The following is a 15,548-nucleotide window of genomic DNA, read 5'->3' as shown; positions in this document are numbered from 1 at the left end:
TAAAAGGTCGCGGATGACCGCCGAGATCGAACTACTGGGCGAGGAGGAGTAGGCTCACAACGTAACACTTACCGCCGCCGCTCAGTTACTCTAAGGCGCGGGACCGTGGGGTAGCTTGGTATCCTTCAGCGTTTGGGACGCTGTCACCCGTGTTCAAATCACGGCGGTCCCACTTTTCGACGGCGTGAAAATGGGAGCCAGCGAGACGGCCGTCTCGTGGTGGTCCCACTCTCGTTATTCGTCGTCACAGACCACGTCGCGGAGTTCTTCGAGCAGATCAGGACGGTGTTTGGCGAGGAGCGCGACGTCCTCGGGGAGTTCGTTCTGGATCCGGCGACGGACGCGTGAGACGGCCACGTATCGTTTCTGGTCCTCGACGTCGGCTTCGCCGGTAAGACGCTCACGTTCCGTGTCGGTGATCAGTGCACGGGATTTCGCCATACTCCCCGAAGGGTGATCGCGGTCTTGAACGACCGTGGTTTCGAATATGCGAAAGTGTAATACTGATACCGCGGGACGGTATAATATGGAACCACACCGAAAAGGCGACCTCACCGAAGCCATAGTCATCGCGGAGTTGAAGCGCCGCGAGATATCCGTCTCGACGCCGTTCGGAGACAACGAGCGTTACGACCTGCTCGCCGAAGACGAGAGCGGAGACGTGTGGAAACTCCAGGTGAAGACGGGAGGATTCCGCGACGGGAAGGTTCTCTTCAACGGGAAGTCCCAGCACACGAACGCGAGCGGACATACGTACGAAGTCTACGACGGCGACGTCGACTACTTCGCCGTCCACTGCGACGACGTCGACGGACTCTACCTCGTTCCCGAGTCGGAGGTCGGGTCCCAGATGAGTCTCCGCATCGCGGACGCGAAGCAGGACCACCGGACGATCAACTGGGCGGCCGACTACGACTTCGACGAGCGGTGGCCACCTGAACCGACGCCGAGCGGGTGGCGCGACGCGCTGATCGCGGACCTCCGAGAGCGCGGCGTGGACGTCATGGACGCCCGAGGGACGAACGCACCGTACGACGTCGTCCTCCGCGACGACGCGGACACGCTCTACCGGACGAGTCTGCGGCCGGGAAGCGTCAGCGGCGAGCGCGTATGCTTCGATACGGGGAAGACGCGGGCACCCGGTCCGGAGACGATAGATCTGGTGCTCGTGAGGTGTCGGGACACGGACGAGACGTACATGATCGAGCGGGACGCGTACGACGAGTCGATCAGCCTGCGCGTCGAACCAACCCGGAACGACGACCGACGGACGAATCGCGCCGAGGAGCACGCCTTCGGCCGATGCTGGCCACCGGCACGACTCGATGGTCGCCCAGAGAGAACAGCATAGCCGATATCGCCGGCGGTGGTCGATTGCGCCGTAATTTCTGTACTGGACCGCACGCCGGAGGCGCGCGGGGGTTTTTCACCTCTGCGAGACCGAAGGTCTCGCTGATCCCGCGTTCGCCGCTGGCTCGCGGACCGTGTTTTTGCGACGAGTGGTCAGCTTCGCTGACCCGAGTCGGAAAAAGATGGACGTCCAGTTTCACTGTCCTTTGCGAACCTTCTTAGGGCGTCACGCGCTACCTACGTGAGCGAATGGCTCAGGCTACGGATCAGGAACTCGTCGACCGCTTCGAGGCGTTCTTCCGACGGTACTACTCGGACGAGGTCGGCGACCTCGCACGGAACTACCCGCGCGATCGGAAGAGCCTGCGCATCGACTGGGGGGACCTCTATCAGTTCGACGCGGACCTCGCGGACGACTACCTCCGCTACCCCGATCGGTATCAGGAGGCCGCCGAGGAGGCGCTGCGACGCTACGACCTCCCGATCGACGTCTCTCTCGGACAGGCGCACGTCCGCGTGCGCGGGCTCGCCGAGGCGACGGAGATCCGTGCGCTGCGCTCCGAGCACCTCAACACCTTCGTCGCCGTGCAGGGCATCGTCCGGAAGGCGACGGAGGTCCGCCCGAAGATCGAGCAGGCGGTGTTCGTCTGCCAGCGCTGTAACTACGAGACGCAGATCCCCCAATCGGACTCCGGTTTCCAAGAGCCCTACCAGTGCGAGTCCTGCGAGCGCCAAGGCCCGTTCAAACTCGACCCGGAAAAGTCGGAGTTCATCGACGCGCAGAAGCTCCGGATCCAGGAGAACCCCGAGGGGCTCGCGGGCGGTGAGACGCCGGAGAACATCGACGTCCACGTCGAGGACGACCTGACGGGGCGGGTGACGCCGGGCGATCACGTCACCGCGACGGGATCGCTGCGCCTCGATCAGAGCGAGGGGTCGAACGAGAGCCCGGTCTTCGACGTCTACATGGAGGGCAACTACGTCGAGATCGAGGACGAGCAGTTCGAGGACATGGAGATCACGAACGAGGACAAGGAGGCCATCGTCGAGATCTCCCAGCGTCCCGACATCTACGAAGACATGGTCGATTCGGTCGCGCCCTCCATCTACGGCCACCGGCAGGCGAAGCTGGCGATGCTCCTCCAACTCTTCAGCGGCGTCACCAAACACCTCCCGGACGGCTCGCGGATCCGGGGCGACCTCCACATGCTCCTGATCGGGGACCCGGGTACGGGGAAATGTCTCGACGGCGACACCGGCGTCACGCTCGCCGACGGGACGGAGCGGCCGATACGGGATCTCGTCGAGGAGAACCTCGACGACCCGAACCCGGTCGATGACGGCGTCTGGGACGATGTCGACATCCCGCTGCCGTCGATGGAGGCCGACGGATCGCTCGTCGAACGGCGGGCGACGAGGGTGTGGAAGCGCGAGGCTCCCGAGGAGATGTGTCGCGTCCGCACGTCGAGCGGGCGCGAACTCGACGTGACGCCGTCACACCCGCTTTTCGTACAGTCGAACGGGCGCATCGAAGCCAAGCGGGCCGACGACCTCACCGAAGGCGAGTTTGTCGCGACACCGCGGACGCTCGACACGGATGGGGACGACGCGCTCAACGTCGAGTACCGTATGTCGAGAGCGCCGAACGCGGTCCACCTCGACCTCCCGAACGAGTGGACGCCGTCGCTCGCGCGACTCGTCGCCTACGTCGTCGCCGAGGGGCACGTCGTCCTCCGTGACGATCACACGGCGGACGTCCGTGTGACGAACAACGACGCCGAGATCGTAGACGATGTCACGGGCGCGTTCGACGCGCTCGGCCTCAACTACAGCGTCGACGAACCTCGGGAGGGGAAGTCCGCGAGGACAGTGCGCTGTAATTCGGGCGAGTTCGCGAGCTTCCTCAAGAACCTCGAACCCGCTACCCTCGAACGCTCGGCCGGGCAACGCGTCCCCGACGCGATTAAGAGTGCGACGCTAGAGACGAAACGCGCGTTCCTCCGCGCGTACGTCGACGCGGAGGGTCACGTCTCGACGACACAGCGGGAGATCACGGTCGCCTCGATGAGCTGTGACCTCCTCGAAGGCGTCCGAACACTCCTGCTCGCGTTCGACGTCACCGGCAGCGTCGAGGAACGACACGACGGGAGCTATCGGCTGCGGATCGGCGGGGACAGCTTCCGTCGCTACGTCGACGCCATCGGATTCGTCACTGACCGGAAGACAACGGCCTCGCATGCGTTCGATGACCGATCGTCGAACACGAACGTCGACATCGTCCCCGAAGTGGGCGACGAACTCCGGCGGATCCGGAAGGCGCTCCGACTCTCACAGGCCGACTGCGGGCTCACGCGCACGACGTACCAGCACTACGAGCGCGGTGACCGGAATCCGAGCAGGGGGAACCTCCAATCGGTCGTCGACGCATTCGAGGCCCGTCTTGCGTGGCTCCGCGAGACGAAGCGGCGACTCGAAGCCGGAGAGTGGAGCGACGTCACGGCGATCAGGCGGGAGTTGAACGTCTCGCAGGCTGCGCTCGCTGACGGGATGGGCGTCGAACAGACCGCCGTGAGCTACTACGAGCGAAACGACGGCGTCCCGGACGGCGGGAAAGTGTCTGCGGCGCAGAGCGGGCTCGTCGAACGAGTGGAGGACTCGCTCGGTGTAGCAGACGATGTCGAACGCCTCCGATCGCTCGCCGAGAACGATGTCTCGTGGGACCGGATCGACTACATTGAGCGCGTCGAACCCGCCGAGGAGTGGGTGTACGACCTCGAAGTCGAAGGGACGCACACGTACATCTCGAATGGCGTCGTCTCTCACAACTCCCAGCTCCTGTCATATGTACAGAACATAGCGCCGCGCTCCGTCTACACCTCCGGGAAGGGGTCGTCGAGCGCGGGCCTCACCGCGGCCGCCGTGCGCGACGACTTCGGTGACGGTCAGCAGTGGACGCTGGAGGCGGGCGCGCTCGTCCTCGCGGATCGGGGGATCGCGGCGGTCGACGAGCTCGACAAGATGGCTCCCGACGACCGCTCGGCCATGCACGAGGCACTGGAGCAGCAATCGATCAGTATCAGCAAGGCGGGGATAAACGCCACGCTGAAGTCGCGGTGTTCGCTGCTCGGCGCGGCGAACCCAAAATACGGGCGCTTCGACCAGTACGAGCCGATCGGCGAGCAGATCGACCTGGAGCCGGCGCTCATCTCGCGCTTCGACCTGATCTTCACGGTGGCCGACCAGCCGGACCCGGAGGAGGACGCGCGGCTCGCGGAGCACATCCTGCAGACGAACTACGCGGGCGAGCTCCACACGCAGCGCGAACATCTCGCCTCGGCGAACTACACGGAGGACGAGGTCGCGGCACAGACGGACGAGGTCGCCCCGGAGATCGACGCTGAGCTCCTGCGGAAGTACATCGCGTACGCCCGCCGGAACGTCTACCCGGCGATGAGCGACGAAGCGCGCGCGGCGATCGAGCAGTTCTACGTCGACCTGCGCGCGGAGGGCGCGGACGAGGACGCGCCGGTGCCGGTGACGGCTCGCAAGCTCGAAGCGCTCGTGCGCCTCGCGGAGGCCTCGGCGCGCGTTCGGCTCTCGGATACGGTCGAGGAGAAGGACGCGGAGCGGGTCATCGCCATCGTGCGCTCGTGTCTAGAGGCCATCGGGGTCGACCCCGAGACCGGGGAGTTCGACGCGGACGTCGTCGAGACGGGGACGTCGAAGAGCCAGCGCGACCGCATCAAGAGCCTTCGGGCGCTCATCGAGGACATCGAGGACGACTTCGAGGAAGGCGCGCCGACCGAGGAGGTCATGGCGCGCGCCGAGGAGGTCGGGATGGAGCGCTCGAAGGCCGAACACGAGATCGAGAAGCTGAAGAAACAGGGAGAGGTCTACGAGCCCTCGACCGGCCACTTGCGGACGACCTGATGGACCGCATCAGCGCGCTCCGGAACGTCGAGGAGACCCTCGGGGACCTGGAGCGCGGCGAGACGGATCTCGCGAGCGCGGAGGAGCGAGTGAGTTCGATCCTGCGGACGTACGCGACGGACTACGACGGCGACCTCGTGGCGTGGCGGGCGTCGGGCGACCCGGGCGCCGAGGGCCTCGTCGTGCTCGCGGCGAGCGAGCGCGAAGCGCGCGAGCGGGTCGCGGCGCTCGTCGGCGACTCGATCGGGCGGGTCTCCGTGTCGCGGCTCGCGTAGTGTCCGACCGGCGACGTTTTATCCGCCGGTCGCTCTTCTACCGAGGTGTTACTGATCGTCGCGTACTCGCGGGCCGCGAGACAGGCCCTGCGGAACAGTTGTTCGACGCACGCGGAGACCGTGGTCCGTCGCTTCGGCCGTGCGGTCCTCTTGTGCGAGACGGAGTACGGCGCGTTCGTCGCGTGTCGCCTCCGAGAGCGCTTCGGGACGGGGGTGGAAGTGGCGCGGACGGAACCGCTGAACGAGTACCGCGACGTCCCCGAGCACGTCCGCGACGCCGCGACGGCGTACGAGGCGCGCGAGTCGCCGAGCACGCCATACGCGAAGTTCGCGGCGGGACGCGGTCTCCCGGAGCCGGACGCGATGCGCGAGACGCCGCTCGCGGACTGATGCGGGCGCGCGTCGACGGGCGAACGATGCGATCCGACGCCCTGGACTTCCGTGACGCCGACGTGTCCGCGGCCGACGTGGTACGCGCGATCCGCGATCCCGACGGATGGCTCGACTGTCCGACGCCGACGGCGGTGCACGACACCGTCGGGTTACTCGACCGACCGCGGACGGTCGGGCCGGCGATGCTGGCCGCAGCGGCGCGCTCGCGCGGACACGACGCTCCGGTGACGGCGAGGCTCCGCACGCTCCGGGGGGCGCTGGCCGACCCGATCGCGGAGGTCCGGGGGCTCCGCGCAGCGCGCGAGCGACTCGCGACGCTCGGCGCGGACGTCGTGGCGCGCCGGGAACGCGTCGAGCGCCTCGGCGGACAGGTCGCGGCGCTCAGAAATGCGGGGACGGTGGACGCCGACGTGATGGACGCACACGGGACGGCTATCGCGGCGCTCACCGACGCGGAGACGGAGGTGATCGCGGCCACGGAGACGTACGAGCGGCTCCGTCGGGAGGCGCGCATCGTCCGCGACGAGCGGGAGCGGCGGCTCCGGCTCGCGGACGAGGAGCGGCGGCTGAAGCGGGAGCGCGATGCGGCGCTGGTGGCGGAGATCCGGTCGTCGTACGAGCGAGCGCGGCGCGCCGTTCCCGGGGGATCGTGGCGCGACGCCCTCGCCCTCGCGCGGGTGTCGCGGGTGCGGGCGCCGCTGGTACTCGCGGGCGGGCCGTTCGAGCGCGCAACGCGGGCGGCGGCGTGTCTCGACGCACCCGTGGTGCTCGTCGCGGCACGCGTTTAAGCCCGAACGCGGGACCACGATGGCACGTGTCCATCGGCATCGACAGCGACGCGAGGGAGCACGGCGGCGTGACGCTCGTCACGGCGGTCGTGCGGAACGACGATGACGCGGACCGACGAGTCCGAGTCACGGACGAACTGGACGGCGTCGTCCGTTCCCCGGCGCGGGACGGCGTCGCCGTTGAGGGGTGGGACGCGGACGGCTTCGAGGGCGTTGTTCCGGGCGGGGGGACGCTCGCGCTCGGATACGCGTGCGGGGGCGCTCCCGCTGACCGGCCGTGTCGCGTCGCGTGGACGGATCGTGCCGGGACGGGCGGGAGGAGAGCGGCGACGGTCGCCGACGCGCTACGCAACCTCGGCGATCCCCGCCCGTCCGCAGAGAGCGGACCACACGGGGCGTCGGAGGCGGAGCCGGTCCCACCGGCGGTGGCGTCGTGGCTCGGCGACGTGGCGAGTCGAGTGAGCGAGGGGACGGCGAGCGAGGCGGATCGGCGCGCGCTGGAGGCCGTGGACGACCGCCTGCGATCGCTCGCGGGGGGCCCGTGATACTCGCCGTCGTCGGCGGCAAGGGCGGCGTCGGGACGTCGACGGTCGCGCTCGAACTCGGTCTGCGACTGGACGCGGTCGTGGTCGACGCCGACCTCTCGATGGCGGACCTCCCGACGGCGCGCGGGCCGGATCTCCATGACGTGCTCGCGGGGCGCGCGTCGCCGGTCGAGGCCGTCCGCGAGGGCGGCGCGGTGTCGATCCTCCCGTGCGGACGCACGCTCGCCGGGGCGCGGGCGTGCGACGTGGGCCGACTCGGCGGGGCGCTGGGCGCGGTGGCGCGCCGATACGGCGACGTCGTCGTGGACTGCGCGGCCGGGATGCGCGCAGACGTGGGCGTGCCGCTCGCGGTCGCGGACGCCTGCGTCGTCGTCACCGCACCGGCGCGACCGGCGTTCGCCGACGCGATCCGGGTGCGCGAGCTCGCCCGGTCGTTCGACGCGGGGTTGGCGGCGATCGCGTACAACCGCGCCGACGGCGTGCCGGACGCGGTGGAGCGGACGCTCGGGGCGCCCGGCGTGGCGATCCCGAAAGACGAAACGGTACGGCGGGCGCGCCGAAGCGGCTATCCGGCGGGTGCGCTGTTCCCGGACGCGCCGGCGAGTGCGGGATTCGAGGCGCTCGCGGACGCGGTGCGGGCGTGCGGGCTGTAGGGGAGCGGGCGACGCGGACGCGAGAAGAGCCGAGTTCGGAGGGTCAGTCGAGGGCGTAGTAGGCGTTTCGGAGCGTCGCGGGCGTGACGCCGGCGGCGTCGGCGGCTCGGCGTTGGGTGAGCGGGTGATCCGCCTCGCGGGCGGCGGCGTAGAGGCAGGCGGCGGCGACGCCGCTGGGTTTGCGGCCGCCGGTCGATCCGGTCTCGGCGGCGCCGGCGGCGAGCGTGGTCGCGCGGCGCTCGACGGCGCGGGGCACGTCGAGCTCAGTGGCGAAACGCGGGATGTACTCGCGGGCGTCGATCGGACCGGTCCGGAGGCCGAGGTCGCGGTTCATCGCGGCGTACGCGGCGCGGAGTTCGTTCTCGTCGGCGCGGGCGACCGCGACGGTCTCGTCGACGGTTCGCGCGACGCCGTTCGTCCGGCAGACGGCGTAGACGGCGGCCGCGGCGAACCCTTCGAGTGAGCGTCCGCGGAGGAGCCCCTCGGTCTGTGCGCTGTCGAAGAGCGCGCAGGCCTGATCGCGGACGCTGTACGTGAGCGAGAGCGAGCTCACGAGCCGACGGATCTCGGTGAACGCGTAGATCTGGTTGCGTTCCGCCTTGCTTGCGACGTTCGCGCGGCTGTGTTGACGGCGGAGGCGCGCGAACTGACGGCGCTTACGGCCGGTGAGCCGCGAGGAGTACCCGATCTCGGTGCTGAGGCCGCGGTCGTGGCGCGAGTGGGTGAGGGGCGCGCCGACGCGCTCGCGGTTTCGGTCGTCGTCCGCGAACGAGCGCCACTCGGGACCGCGATCGAGGCGGTCGGTGTCGACGACGAGCCCGCAGTCGGTGCAGACCATCTCATGGCTGTCGCGTTCGAGGCTACCGGCACACTCGGGGCAGGTCGTCGCCGTCGATTGGCTCATACACACGACTTGGTGCCGAACCGGTACTTAAGCGAGGGGCGGATCGTGACCGCGAGAGAGTCGAGCGCGGCGGGAACGTACCGGTCACCGGTACGTTCGGAACCGTGCGGGTTCGCCCGCGGGCGCCGCACCGAACGGCACCTTCATGTAGGTGAGCCGACGGATAGGAGAGTGATGGGGCTCTCGGACATCGCGGCCGGGTTGACGGTCACGACGCCGCAGCGCGAGCGCGGGGTGGCGACCGTCGACGCGACGGAGGCACCGCTCGCGGAACGGTTGACGCCGTACGCGGACGACCTCCCGTGCCGCGTAGCGGTCGCGGCGGCGCTCCTCGACGCCTACGGGGCGGGGACGAGCGTGGGGGCCGCGGCGGCCACCGCGGGGGTCGCGCCGACGACCGGTGCGAAGGTGTTACACGTCCTCGGCGTCGGCGGCGTGAACCCCGTCTCGCCGCTCGCGCGCGAGATCGTCGCGGATTGGCTGGACGGCGAGCTGACGCGGAGCGAAGCGGTGGCGCTCTCCGGGGCGAGCGACGCCGAGTTCGCTCTCGGGGCGTACTGCGCGACGCACCCGCCGCTCGAAGAGGCCGCGGCGGTCGTCGCGGCGGCGCGCGAACCCGACTCGCGGACGCTCGATCGACGGAGCCGGGACGCGCTCGCCGGCGCGTGCGGGACGCCCGACGACCTCCGATAGCTCAGTCGAGCCGACGACGAAGGCCCGCGAGGAAGCCCGGGCGTCCTCGGGGACGAGGTCGTCGAGGGCGAACGCCCGTTCGACGAGCGACGCGACCGCGCGCGTGTAGTCGTCCGAGTCGGCTGGCGTGACGGCGGGGGCGCGCTCTCGGGACCGAGGTCGGCGTCGGCGACGGCGACGTCTGCATCGGCGAGCGCGTCCTCGTCGCTGGAGTTGGCAACGACGGTCGCCTCCGTGTCGACGCCGACGTCCGTGAGGCGACCGCGCTCGCGCGCGGGGGCGTCCCGGGCGCGTCGAGCGGGGAGGCGGCGTCGTCGACGCCGAGTTCGGGGTCGGTGACGAGCGCCGTCACGTCGGGATCGAGGCGGTCGTCGACGTACGTCGAGAGCCCCTGCGTCGCGTAGTTCGCATCGAGCACGAGCGCGTCGCGGCCGGCCGCGGCGAGAAGCGCGGCGGCCTCGACGGAGAGGCGAGTCGCGCCGACGCCGCCGGCCGTCCCGACGACGGCGAGGGTGTTCGATTCGGGATTCGACATACGTCCACGGGCGGGCGGCCCGAACGAAAGTGCGGTGGCGTCTAGCTGTTGATGCCGTAGACGTCACCGGACCAGTCGCGGGCGGGCGTGTCGTACACCGGGTGGTTCCGGTCGCGCGCGTCGAGGCGCGCGCGGTCGGACTCGTCGAGGTCCCAGTCGAAGAGCTCGCGGTTCGCGCGGACGTGCTCGGGCGAGGAGGATTTCGGGAGGACGGCGACGCCGTTCTCCACGGCCCACTTGAGAACGATCTGGGCGGGCGATTTGTCGTACGACGCGGCGAGTTCCCGGACGACTTCGTCCGCGAAGACCTCGGTGCGCGCGAGCGGCGCGGCGGCCTCGACGACGGTGTCCGTCTCGCGGCAGTACTGGAGGAGGTCGTCGCGCTGGAACCACGGGTGGTACTCGATCTGGTTGACGACGATGGGAACGTCGCTGACGTGCTGTGCGCAGGAGAGTTGATAGGCGCTGAAGTTCGAGACGCCGACGTTCTCCACGAGACCGCGCCGTTTCAGGGTGGCCATCGCGTCCATCGTCTCGCGGATGGACACCGCGGGGTTCGGCCAGTGGACGAGGTAGAGATCGAGGGAGTCGACGCCGAGGCGATCGAGGGAGGCCTCGCAGGACTCGATGAGTGCGTCGTAGCTGAGGTGTTTGGGGAGGACCTTCGAGGTGAGCCAGTACTCCTCGCGGTCGTAGTCGGCGAGGACCTCGCCGATGGCGGCCTCGTTGTGATACCCCTCGGCGGTGTCGACGTGCGCGTAGCCGGCGTCGAGGCCCGCGCGGGCGGCGTCTTTCACCGTCTCGCCGCCGATGTCCCACGTTCCGACGCCGACCGCCGGGAGTTCGTCGCCGCTCGCTAGCGTCACCGTTGGTGCGTCCATACGGTGAGGGGCGTCCGGGTCGATGTTAGTCGTTCCGCCGGCGGCGATTCGGACGCGTGCCCGCGACGGGCGACGGCTCAGTCCGCGATCCGCGCGGCGATCTCGTCGAGTTCGTCGTCGTCGAGGTGGGGGCGTTCGCCCGCGACGGCGTGGATGGGGCCGCCGCCGTCGCCCTCGAAGCGCGGGACGACGTGGGCGTGGACGTGCGGGACCTCCTGGCCGGCGGCCTCGCCGTCGTTGATTCCGACGGTCAGCGCGTCGGCGTCGACGGCGGCCTCCACGTCGGGAGCGAGGGCGTGAACGAGGTCGAAGACGGCGCTCGACTCGGCGGCGTCGAGGTCGGCGAGGCGCTGGCGGTGGCTCGCCGGTACGACGAGGGTGTGGCCGGGCGCGAGCGGGTTGGCGTCGAGGAACGCGACGGCGTCGTCGGTCTCGGCGACGATGCGGCCGGGGATGTCGCCCGCGACGATCGAGCAGAAGATGCAGTCGTCACTCACGTGCGTGTGGTGCGCGCGCGGCGGCCTTAGTTATTCGGTGAGCGGGAGGACGACGCCGAAGACGAGCGGGCAGAGGATGATGCCGAGCGCACCCAGCCCTTCGGCGTCGACGGCGACGGTCATCGCCCAGCCGGGGAGCGTCCCGAAGAGCGCCGTCCCGGCGTCGGCGAGGAGGAACCCCCCGACGACGAGGGCGAGAGAGCAGAGCGTCGTGCGTTTCGTCAGCGTCGGGTAGTCGACGTTCCCGTAGCGTCCCATACGCCCCGAAGGCGAGAGCGCGTCGAAAGCGTTTCGCTCGCGTCGGCGCGCCCGCGGGCGCGGGACCGATTCTCCTTTCACCGAGGAGAGTGAGGCATGGGGCATGGACCGATTCGCCGAGCCCCCGGAGCAGTACGATCCCGAGGCGGTTCGGGACCGGGTGTTCGACTACTGGGACGAGGTGGACGCCTACGAGCGGACGAAGGCCCACCGCGAGGACGGTGAGGACTTCTTCTTCGTCGACGGCCCCCCCTACACGAGCGGTGCGGCCCACATGGGGACGACGTGGAACAAGTCCCTGAAGGACGCCTACATCCGCTACTACCGGATGAACGGCTACGACGTGACCGACCGGCCGGGCTACGACATGCACGGCCTCCCCATCGAGACGAAGGTCGAGGAGCGCCTCGACTTCGACTCGAAACAGGACATCGAGGCGTTCGGCGTCGAGGCCTTCATCGAGGAGTGCAAGCAGTTCGCAAACGAACAGCTCGAGGGCCTCCAATCCGACTTCCAATCCTTCGGCGTCTGGATGGACTGGGAGAACCCCTACAAGACGGTCGATCCGACGTACATGGAGGCGGCCTGGTGGGCGTTCAACCGCGCCGCCGATCGCGGCCTCGTCGAGCAGGGCAAACGCTCGATCAGCCAGTGTCCGCGCTGCGAGACCGCGATCGCCAACAACGAGGTGGAGTACGAGGACGTCGAGGACCCGACCGTCCACGTGAAGTTCCCACTCGCGGAGCGCGAGGGGAGTCTCGTCATCTACACGACGACGCCGTGGACGATTCCGGCGAACGAGTTCGTCGCGGTCGGCGAGGACATCACCTACCAGCAGGTGGCGGCGACGAAGGACGGCGAGACGGAGACGCTCTACCTCGCGGAGGCCTGCGTCGAGGAGGTCCTGAAGGAGGGGCGCTACGACGACTACGAGGTCGTCGACTCCTTCCCCGGCGCGCACATGCTCGGCTGGGAGTACGACCACCCGCTCGCCGAGGAGGTACCGGACCGGCCGGACGAACGGGGCGTCGGCGAGGTCTACCACGCGGACTACGTCGAAGCCGAGGACACGGGGCTCGTCCACTCCGCGCCCGGCCACGGTGACGTGGACTTCGAGCGCGGCGAGGAGCTCGGTCTCCCGGTCTTCTGCCCCGTCGGCGGCGACGGCGTCTACACCGACGAAGCGGGCACGTACGCGGGCGAGTTCGTGAAGGACGCCGACGAGGCCATCACGCAGGACCTCGCGGGCAAGGGGTTGCTCCTCGCCTCCGGCACCGTCACCCACTCCTACGGCCACTGTTGGCGCTGTGACACCCCGATCCTCCAGCTTGCCACCGACCAGTGGTTCATCACGATCACCGACGTGAAAGACGAGCTGCTCGAGAACATGGAGGACTCGGAGTGGCACCCGCAGTGGGCGCGGGACAACCGCTTCCGCGACTTCATCGAGAGCGCGCCGGACTGGAACGTCTCGCGCCAGCGCTACTGGGGCATCCCCGTCCCCATCTGGGTCGCTGAGGGGACGAAGGGCGAACGGCCCGACGACCGGATCGTCATCGGGACGCGCGACGAGCTCGTCGAGCGCGCCGATCAAGACCTCGACGCCGGGATGGACATCCACAAGCCCGCCGTCGACGACGTCACGATCACGGAAGAGGGCGTGACGTACGAGCGCGTCCCCGACGTCTTCGACGTCTGGCTCGACAGTTCGGTCGCCTCGTGGGGGACGCTCGACTACCCCGAAGAGGAGGGCGACTTCGAGGAGCTCTGGCCGGCGGACCTCATCATGGAGGCCCACGATCAGACCCGCGGGTGGTTCTGGAGTCAGCTGGGCATGGGCACCGCGGCGATGGGCGACGTCCCCTACGACGAGGTGTTGATGCACGGTTTCGCCAACGACGAGGACGGCCGGAAGATGAGCAAGTCGGTCGGGAACGTCGTCCAGCCCCACGAGGCCATCGAGAGGCACGGCGCGGACGCGATGCGGATGTTCCTCCTCGGGCAGGACCCGCAGGGCGAGGACATGCGCTTCTCGTGGGACGAGATGCAGAACATGCAGCGGGACCTGAACGTCCTCTGGAACGTCTTTCGCTTCCCGCTGCCCTACATGCGCGCGGACGGCTTCGACCCGACGGCGCAGACGGTCGACGAGCTCGACCTCGCCGTCGAGGACGACTGGCTCCTCTCGACGCTCCAGAAGCTCAAACACGACACCGAGGAGTACTGGGAGAACCGCGAGCAGCACCGCGCCCTGCAGGCGCTGCGCGAGTTCGTCGTCGAGGACCTCTCGCGCTACTACATCCAGCTCATCCGCGAGCGCGTCTGGACCGAGCAGGCGGGTGAGAACAAGACCGCCGCCTACGCGACGCTCCACAAGGTCCTCCGGGAGGTCGTCGCGCTCCTCGCGCCGTACGCGCCGTTCGTCACCGAGGAGATGTACGGCTACCTCACCGGGGAGTCGGACCACCCGACCGTCCACATGTGCGACTGGCCCGCGGTCGAGGAGCGCTTCCGACAGCCCGCCCTGGAGGACGCGATCGACACCGCGCGCTCCATCGAGGAGGCCGGCAATCACGCGCGTCAACAGGCCGGCCGGAAGCTCCGCTGGCCGGTCGCGCGCGTCGTCGTCTCCCCCGACAGCGAGCGGGTCGCCGGGCAGGTCGACGACTACCGTGGCCTCCTCGCGGACCGCCTGAACGCCCGCCGCATCGAGGTGCTCGATCCCGACGAGACGTTCGGCGACGTCGAGTACTCCGCGGAGGCGGACATGAGCGTCCTCGGACCCGCGTTCGGCGGGGACGCCGGCGAGGTCATGGAGGCGCTGAACGCCGCGCGCGTCGCCGACGACGACCTCGACCTGCTGGAGGACGCCGTCCGCGACGCCCTCGATCGAGAGGTGCAACTCACCCCCGAGATGGTCGAGTTCCGCGAGGAGACGCCGGACGACGTCGCCGCCGCGGGCTTCGAGGGCGGCACGGTCTACGTCGACACCGAACTCGACGACGACTTGGAGGCCGAGGGGTACGCCCGCGAGGTCGTGCGCCGCGCCCAAGAGCTCCGCAAGGACCTCGACCTCGACATGGAGGCGGAGGTCCGCCTCGACGTCCTCGTCTTCGACGACCGCGTCGCGACGCTCGTCAGCGAGCGCGAGGATCTCATCGCCGAGGAGGTCCGCGCCCGCGAGTTCGCGGAGGTCGACCCCGACGACGCGAACACGGCCATCGAGGAGTACGACGACGTCGAAGGAGTACGGATGCGCCTCGGCGTGCAGGAGGTCTAACTGGCGCCCCGATCCGACGCGTTCGCCCCGTCGGCGCGCACCGCGCCGTCGATACGGTGGAGCGTCGGCATAGTGCCCTCGTTCTCGACGGTCGTGACGACGCGACCGTCCACCTCGATGTCGACGGAACTGTAGTTCGTCGGGAGCGTGCCCGCACCGGTGAGCGTCGTTCCGACCGCACAATCCCTGTCCGTGACCGGCTGTTTTCGCTCCGAACCGGTCGTCTCAACGGCGACGGTGTAGTCACCGGCAGCCCCACCGGTCACGCTCGCGGCGACCGATGCGCCCTGCTTGTGGCGGACCGTCACGTTGAACGCGTAATTGTAGTGGTCGCCGTCCGCGACGCTGTAGAGCCAGCCGTCGTGTGAACCGTTGGCCAAGCAGTGCGCGCCGCTCGAACCGAGCACGAGCCCCGTCGGCGGCGACGGCTCGGCGGCGTCATCGGGCGCGGCGTTCGGAGCGGATAGCGATGGGAGAGTAAGGCCGATGCCGACGCCAACGACGAGCGCGACGACGGCGACAGTGGCGAGCGTTCGCGAGTCGGACATGAGGGCGTCGTCAGCTAT

The 15,548-nt window shown here is 69.3% G+C and carries 16 protein-coding genes and 1 tRNA gene; 10 read left to right on the top strand and 7 right to left on the bottom strand.

Going from position 1 to position 15,548, the window contains the following annotated elements; translation table 11 throughout:
- Positions 1-99: 99 nt before the first annotated feature.
- Positions 100-172 (top strand) — tRNA-Pro (locus J2754_RS02805).
- A 62-nt stretch (positions 173-234) separates the two neighbouring features.
- Here the strand turns inward: J2754_RS02805 and J2754_RS02800 are convergent.
- Complete coding sequence (locus tag J2754_RS02800) at positions 235-441, bottom strand: hypothetical protein (protein WP_188877558.1); 207 nt, start codon at positions 439-441, stop codon at positions 235-237.
- Positions 442-526: 85 nt separating this feature from the next.
- On the opposite strand from J2754_RS02800, the gene J2754_RS02795 reads away from it, so the two are divergent.
- From J2754_RS02795 to J2754_RS02765, 7 genes are all read left to right on the top strand, one after another.
- Positions 527-1,351 carry a group I intron-associated PD-(D/E)XK endonuclease gene (locus J2754_RS02795; protein WP_188877557.1) on the top strand — a complete coding sequence of 275 codons (825 nt, stop codon included), beginning with the start codon at positions 527-529 and terminating at the stop codon, positions 1,349-1,351.
- 248 nt (positions 1,352-1,599) lie between these two features.
- Positions 1,600-5,280 (top strand): LAGLIDADG family homing endonuclease, encoded by a 3,681-nt coding sequence (locus J2754_RS02790; RefSeq protein WP_211086633.1) that lies wholly within the window; start codon positions 1,600-1,602, stop codon positions 5,278-5,280.
- Positions 5,280-5,555, top strand: coding sequence for a DUF7854 family protein (locus J2754_RS02785; RefSeq protein ID WP_211086632.1), 276 nt, complete (start codon positions 5,280-5,282; stop codon positions 5,553-5,555). Before J2754_RS02790 ends, J2754_RS02785 begins: the two co-directional genes overlap by 1 nt.
- A gap of 45 nt (positions 5,556-5,600) precedes the next feature.
- Positions 5,601-5,945, top strand: coding sequence for a DUF7855 family protein (locus tag J2754_RS02780; RefSeq protein WP_211086631.1), 345 nt, complete (start codon positions 5,601-5,603; stop codon positions 5,943-5,945).
- Positions 5,946-5,971: 26 nt separating this feature from the next.
- Complete coding sequence (locus J2754_RS02775; protein ID WP_211086630.1) at positions 5,972-6,736, top strand: DUF7856 family protein; 765 nt, start codon at positions 5,972-5,974, stop codon at positions 6,734-6,736.
- A 26-nt stretch (positions 6,737-6,762) separates the two neighbouring features.
- Positions 6,763-7,281, top strand: coding sequence for a DUF7857 domain-containing protein (locus J2754_RS02770; protein ID WP_211086629.1), 519 nt, complete (start codon positions 6,763-6,765; stop codon positions 7,279-7,281).
- On the top strand, positions 7,278-7,934 hold the full coding sequence (locus tag J2754_RS02765) for a MinD/ParA family ATP-binding protein (protein ID WP_211086628.1): 657 nt from the start codon (positions 7,278-7,280) through the stop codon (positions 7,932-7,934). Before J2754_RS02770 ends, J2754_RS02765 begins: the two co-directional genes overlap by 4 nt.
- 43 nt (positions 7,935-7,977) lie before the next feature.
- Here the strand turns inward: J2754_RS02765 and J2754_RS02760 are convergent, their stop codons facing one another.
- Positions 7,978-8,838, bottom strand: coding sequence for a transcription initiation factor IIB (locus J2754_RS02760; RefSeq protein WP_211086627.1), 861 nt, complete (start codon positions 8,836-8,838; stop codon positions 7,978-7,980).
- Positions 8,839-9,012: 174 nt separating this feature from the next.
- Between J2754_RS02760 and J2754_RS02755 the strand changes: the two genes are divergently transcribed.
- Positions 9,013-9,531 (top strand): DUF7858 family protein, encoded by a 519-nt coding sequence (locus tag J2754_RS02755; RefSeq protein ID WP_188877546.1) that lies wholly within the window; start codon positions 9,013-9,015, stop codon positions 9,529-9,531.
- Between the two features lies 1 nt (position 9,532).
- Here J2754_RS02755 and J2754_RS02750 read toward each other — a convergent pair whose 3' ends face one another.
- From J2754_RS02750 to J2754_RS02735, 4 genes are all read right to left on the bottom strand, one after another.
- Positions 9,533-10,066, bottom strand: coding sequence for a hypothetical protein (locus J2754_RS02750; RefSeq protein ID WP_211086626.1), 534 nt, complete (start codon positions 10,064-10,066; stop codon positions 9,533-9,535).
- A 41-nt stretch (positions 10,067-10,107) separates the two neighbouring features.
- A complete protein-coding gene (locus tag J2754_RS02745) occupies positions 10,108-10,947 on the bottom strand; it encodes an aldo/keto reductase (RefSeq protein WP_188877542.1) in 840 nt (279 codons plus the stop codon).
- 77 nt (positions 10,948-11,024) lie between these two features.
- Positions 11,025-11,444, bottom strand: a complete 420-nt coding sequence (locus tag J2754_RS02740) for an HIT family protein (RefSeq protein WP_188877540.1) — start codon at positions 11,442-11,444, stop codon at positions 11,025-11,027.
- Between the two features lie 30 nt (positions 11,445-11,474).
- Positions 11,475-11,702: a DUF7860 family protein gene (locus J2754_RS02735; protein ID WP_188877539.1), complete on the bottom strand. Its 228-nt coding sequence runs from the start codon at positions 11,700-11,702 to the stop codon at positions 11,475-11,477.
- A gap of 103 nt (positions 11,703-11,805) precedes the next feature.
- Between J2754_RS02735 and ileS the strand changes: the two genes are divergently transcribed.
- Positions 11,806-14,982, top strand: coding sequence for an isoleucine--tRNA ligase (gene ileS, locus J2754_RS02730; RefSeq protein ID WP_211086625.1), 3,177 nt, complete (start codon positions 11,806-11,808; stop codon positions 14,980-14,982).
- Here ileS and J2754_RS02725 read toward each other — a convergent pair.
- Positions 14,979-15,530: a hypothetical protein gene (locus J2754_RS02725; protein ID WP_211086624.1), complete on the bottom strand. Its 552-nt coding sequence runs from the start codon at positions 15,528-15,530 to the stop codon at positions 14,979-14,981. The genes ileS and J2754_RS02725 overlap by 4 nt on opposite strands.
- Positions 15,531-15,548: the final 18 nt, after the last annotated feature.

The organism is Halarchaeum nitratireducens (assembly GCF_017874695.1).
GTDB classification, from domain to species: domain Archaea; phylum Halobacteriota; class Halobacteria; order Halobacteriales; family Halobacteriaceae; genus Halarchaeum; species Halarchaeum nitratireducens.
This window is presented reverse-complemented; position numbering and strand designations above follow the sequence as displayed.

Coding starts and splice junctions, on each gene's coding strand:
- J2754_RS02800 (WP_188877558.1), bottom strand. CDS start 441: ATGGCGAAATCCCGTGCACTGATCACCGACACGGAACGTGAGCGTCTT.
- J2754_RS02755 (WP_188877546.1), top strand. CDS start 9,013: ATGGGGCTCTCGGACATCGCGGCCGGGTTGACGGTCACGACGCCGCAG.
- J2754_RS02775 (WP_211086630.1), top strand. CDS start 5,972: ATGCGATCCGACGCCCTGGACTTCCGTGACGCCGACGTGTCCGCGGCC.
- ileS (WP_211086625.1), top strand. CDS start 11,806: ATGGACCGATTCGCCGAGCCCCCGGAGCAGTACGATCCCGAGGCGGTT.
- J2754_RS02745 (WP_188877542.1), bottom strand. CDS start 10,947: ATGGACGCACCAACGGTGACGCTAGCGAGCGGCGACGAACTCCCGGCG.
- J2754_RS02785 (WP_211086632.1), top strand. CDS start 5,280: ATGGACCGCATCAGCGCGCTCCGGAACGTCGAGGAGACCCTCGGGGAC.
- J2754_RS02725 (WP_211086624.1), bottom strand. CDS start 15,530: ATGTCCGACTCGCGAACGCTCGCCACTGTCGCCGTCGTCGCGCTCGTC.
- J2754_RS02795 (WP_188877557.1), top strand. CDS start 527: ATGGAACCACACCGAAAAGGCGACCTCACCGAAGCCATAGTCATCGCG.
- J2754_RS02790 (WP_211086633.1), top strand. CDS start 1,600: ATGGCTCAGGCTACGGATCAGGAACTCGTCGACCGCTTCGAGGCGTTC.
- J2754_RS02760 (WP_211086627.1), bottom strand. CDS start 8,838: ATGAGCCAATCGACGGCGACGACCTGCCCCGAGTGTGCCGGTAGCCTC.
- J2754_RS02750 (WP_211086626.1), bottom strand. CDS start 10,066: ATGTCGAATCCCGAATCGAACACCCTCGCCGTCGTCGGGACGGCCGGC.
- J2754_RS02735 (WP_188877539.1), bottom strand. CDS start 11,702: ATGGGACGCTACGGGAACGTCGACTACCCGACGCTGACGAAACGCACG.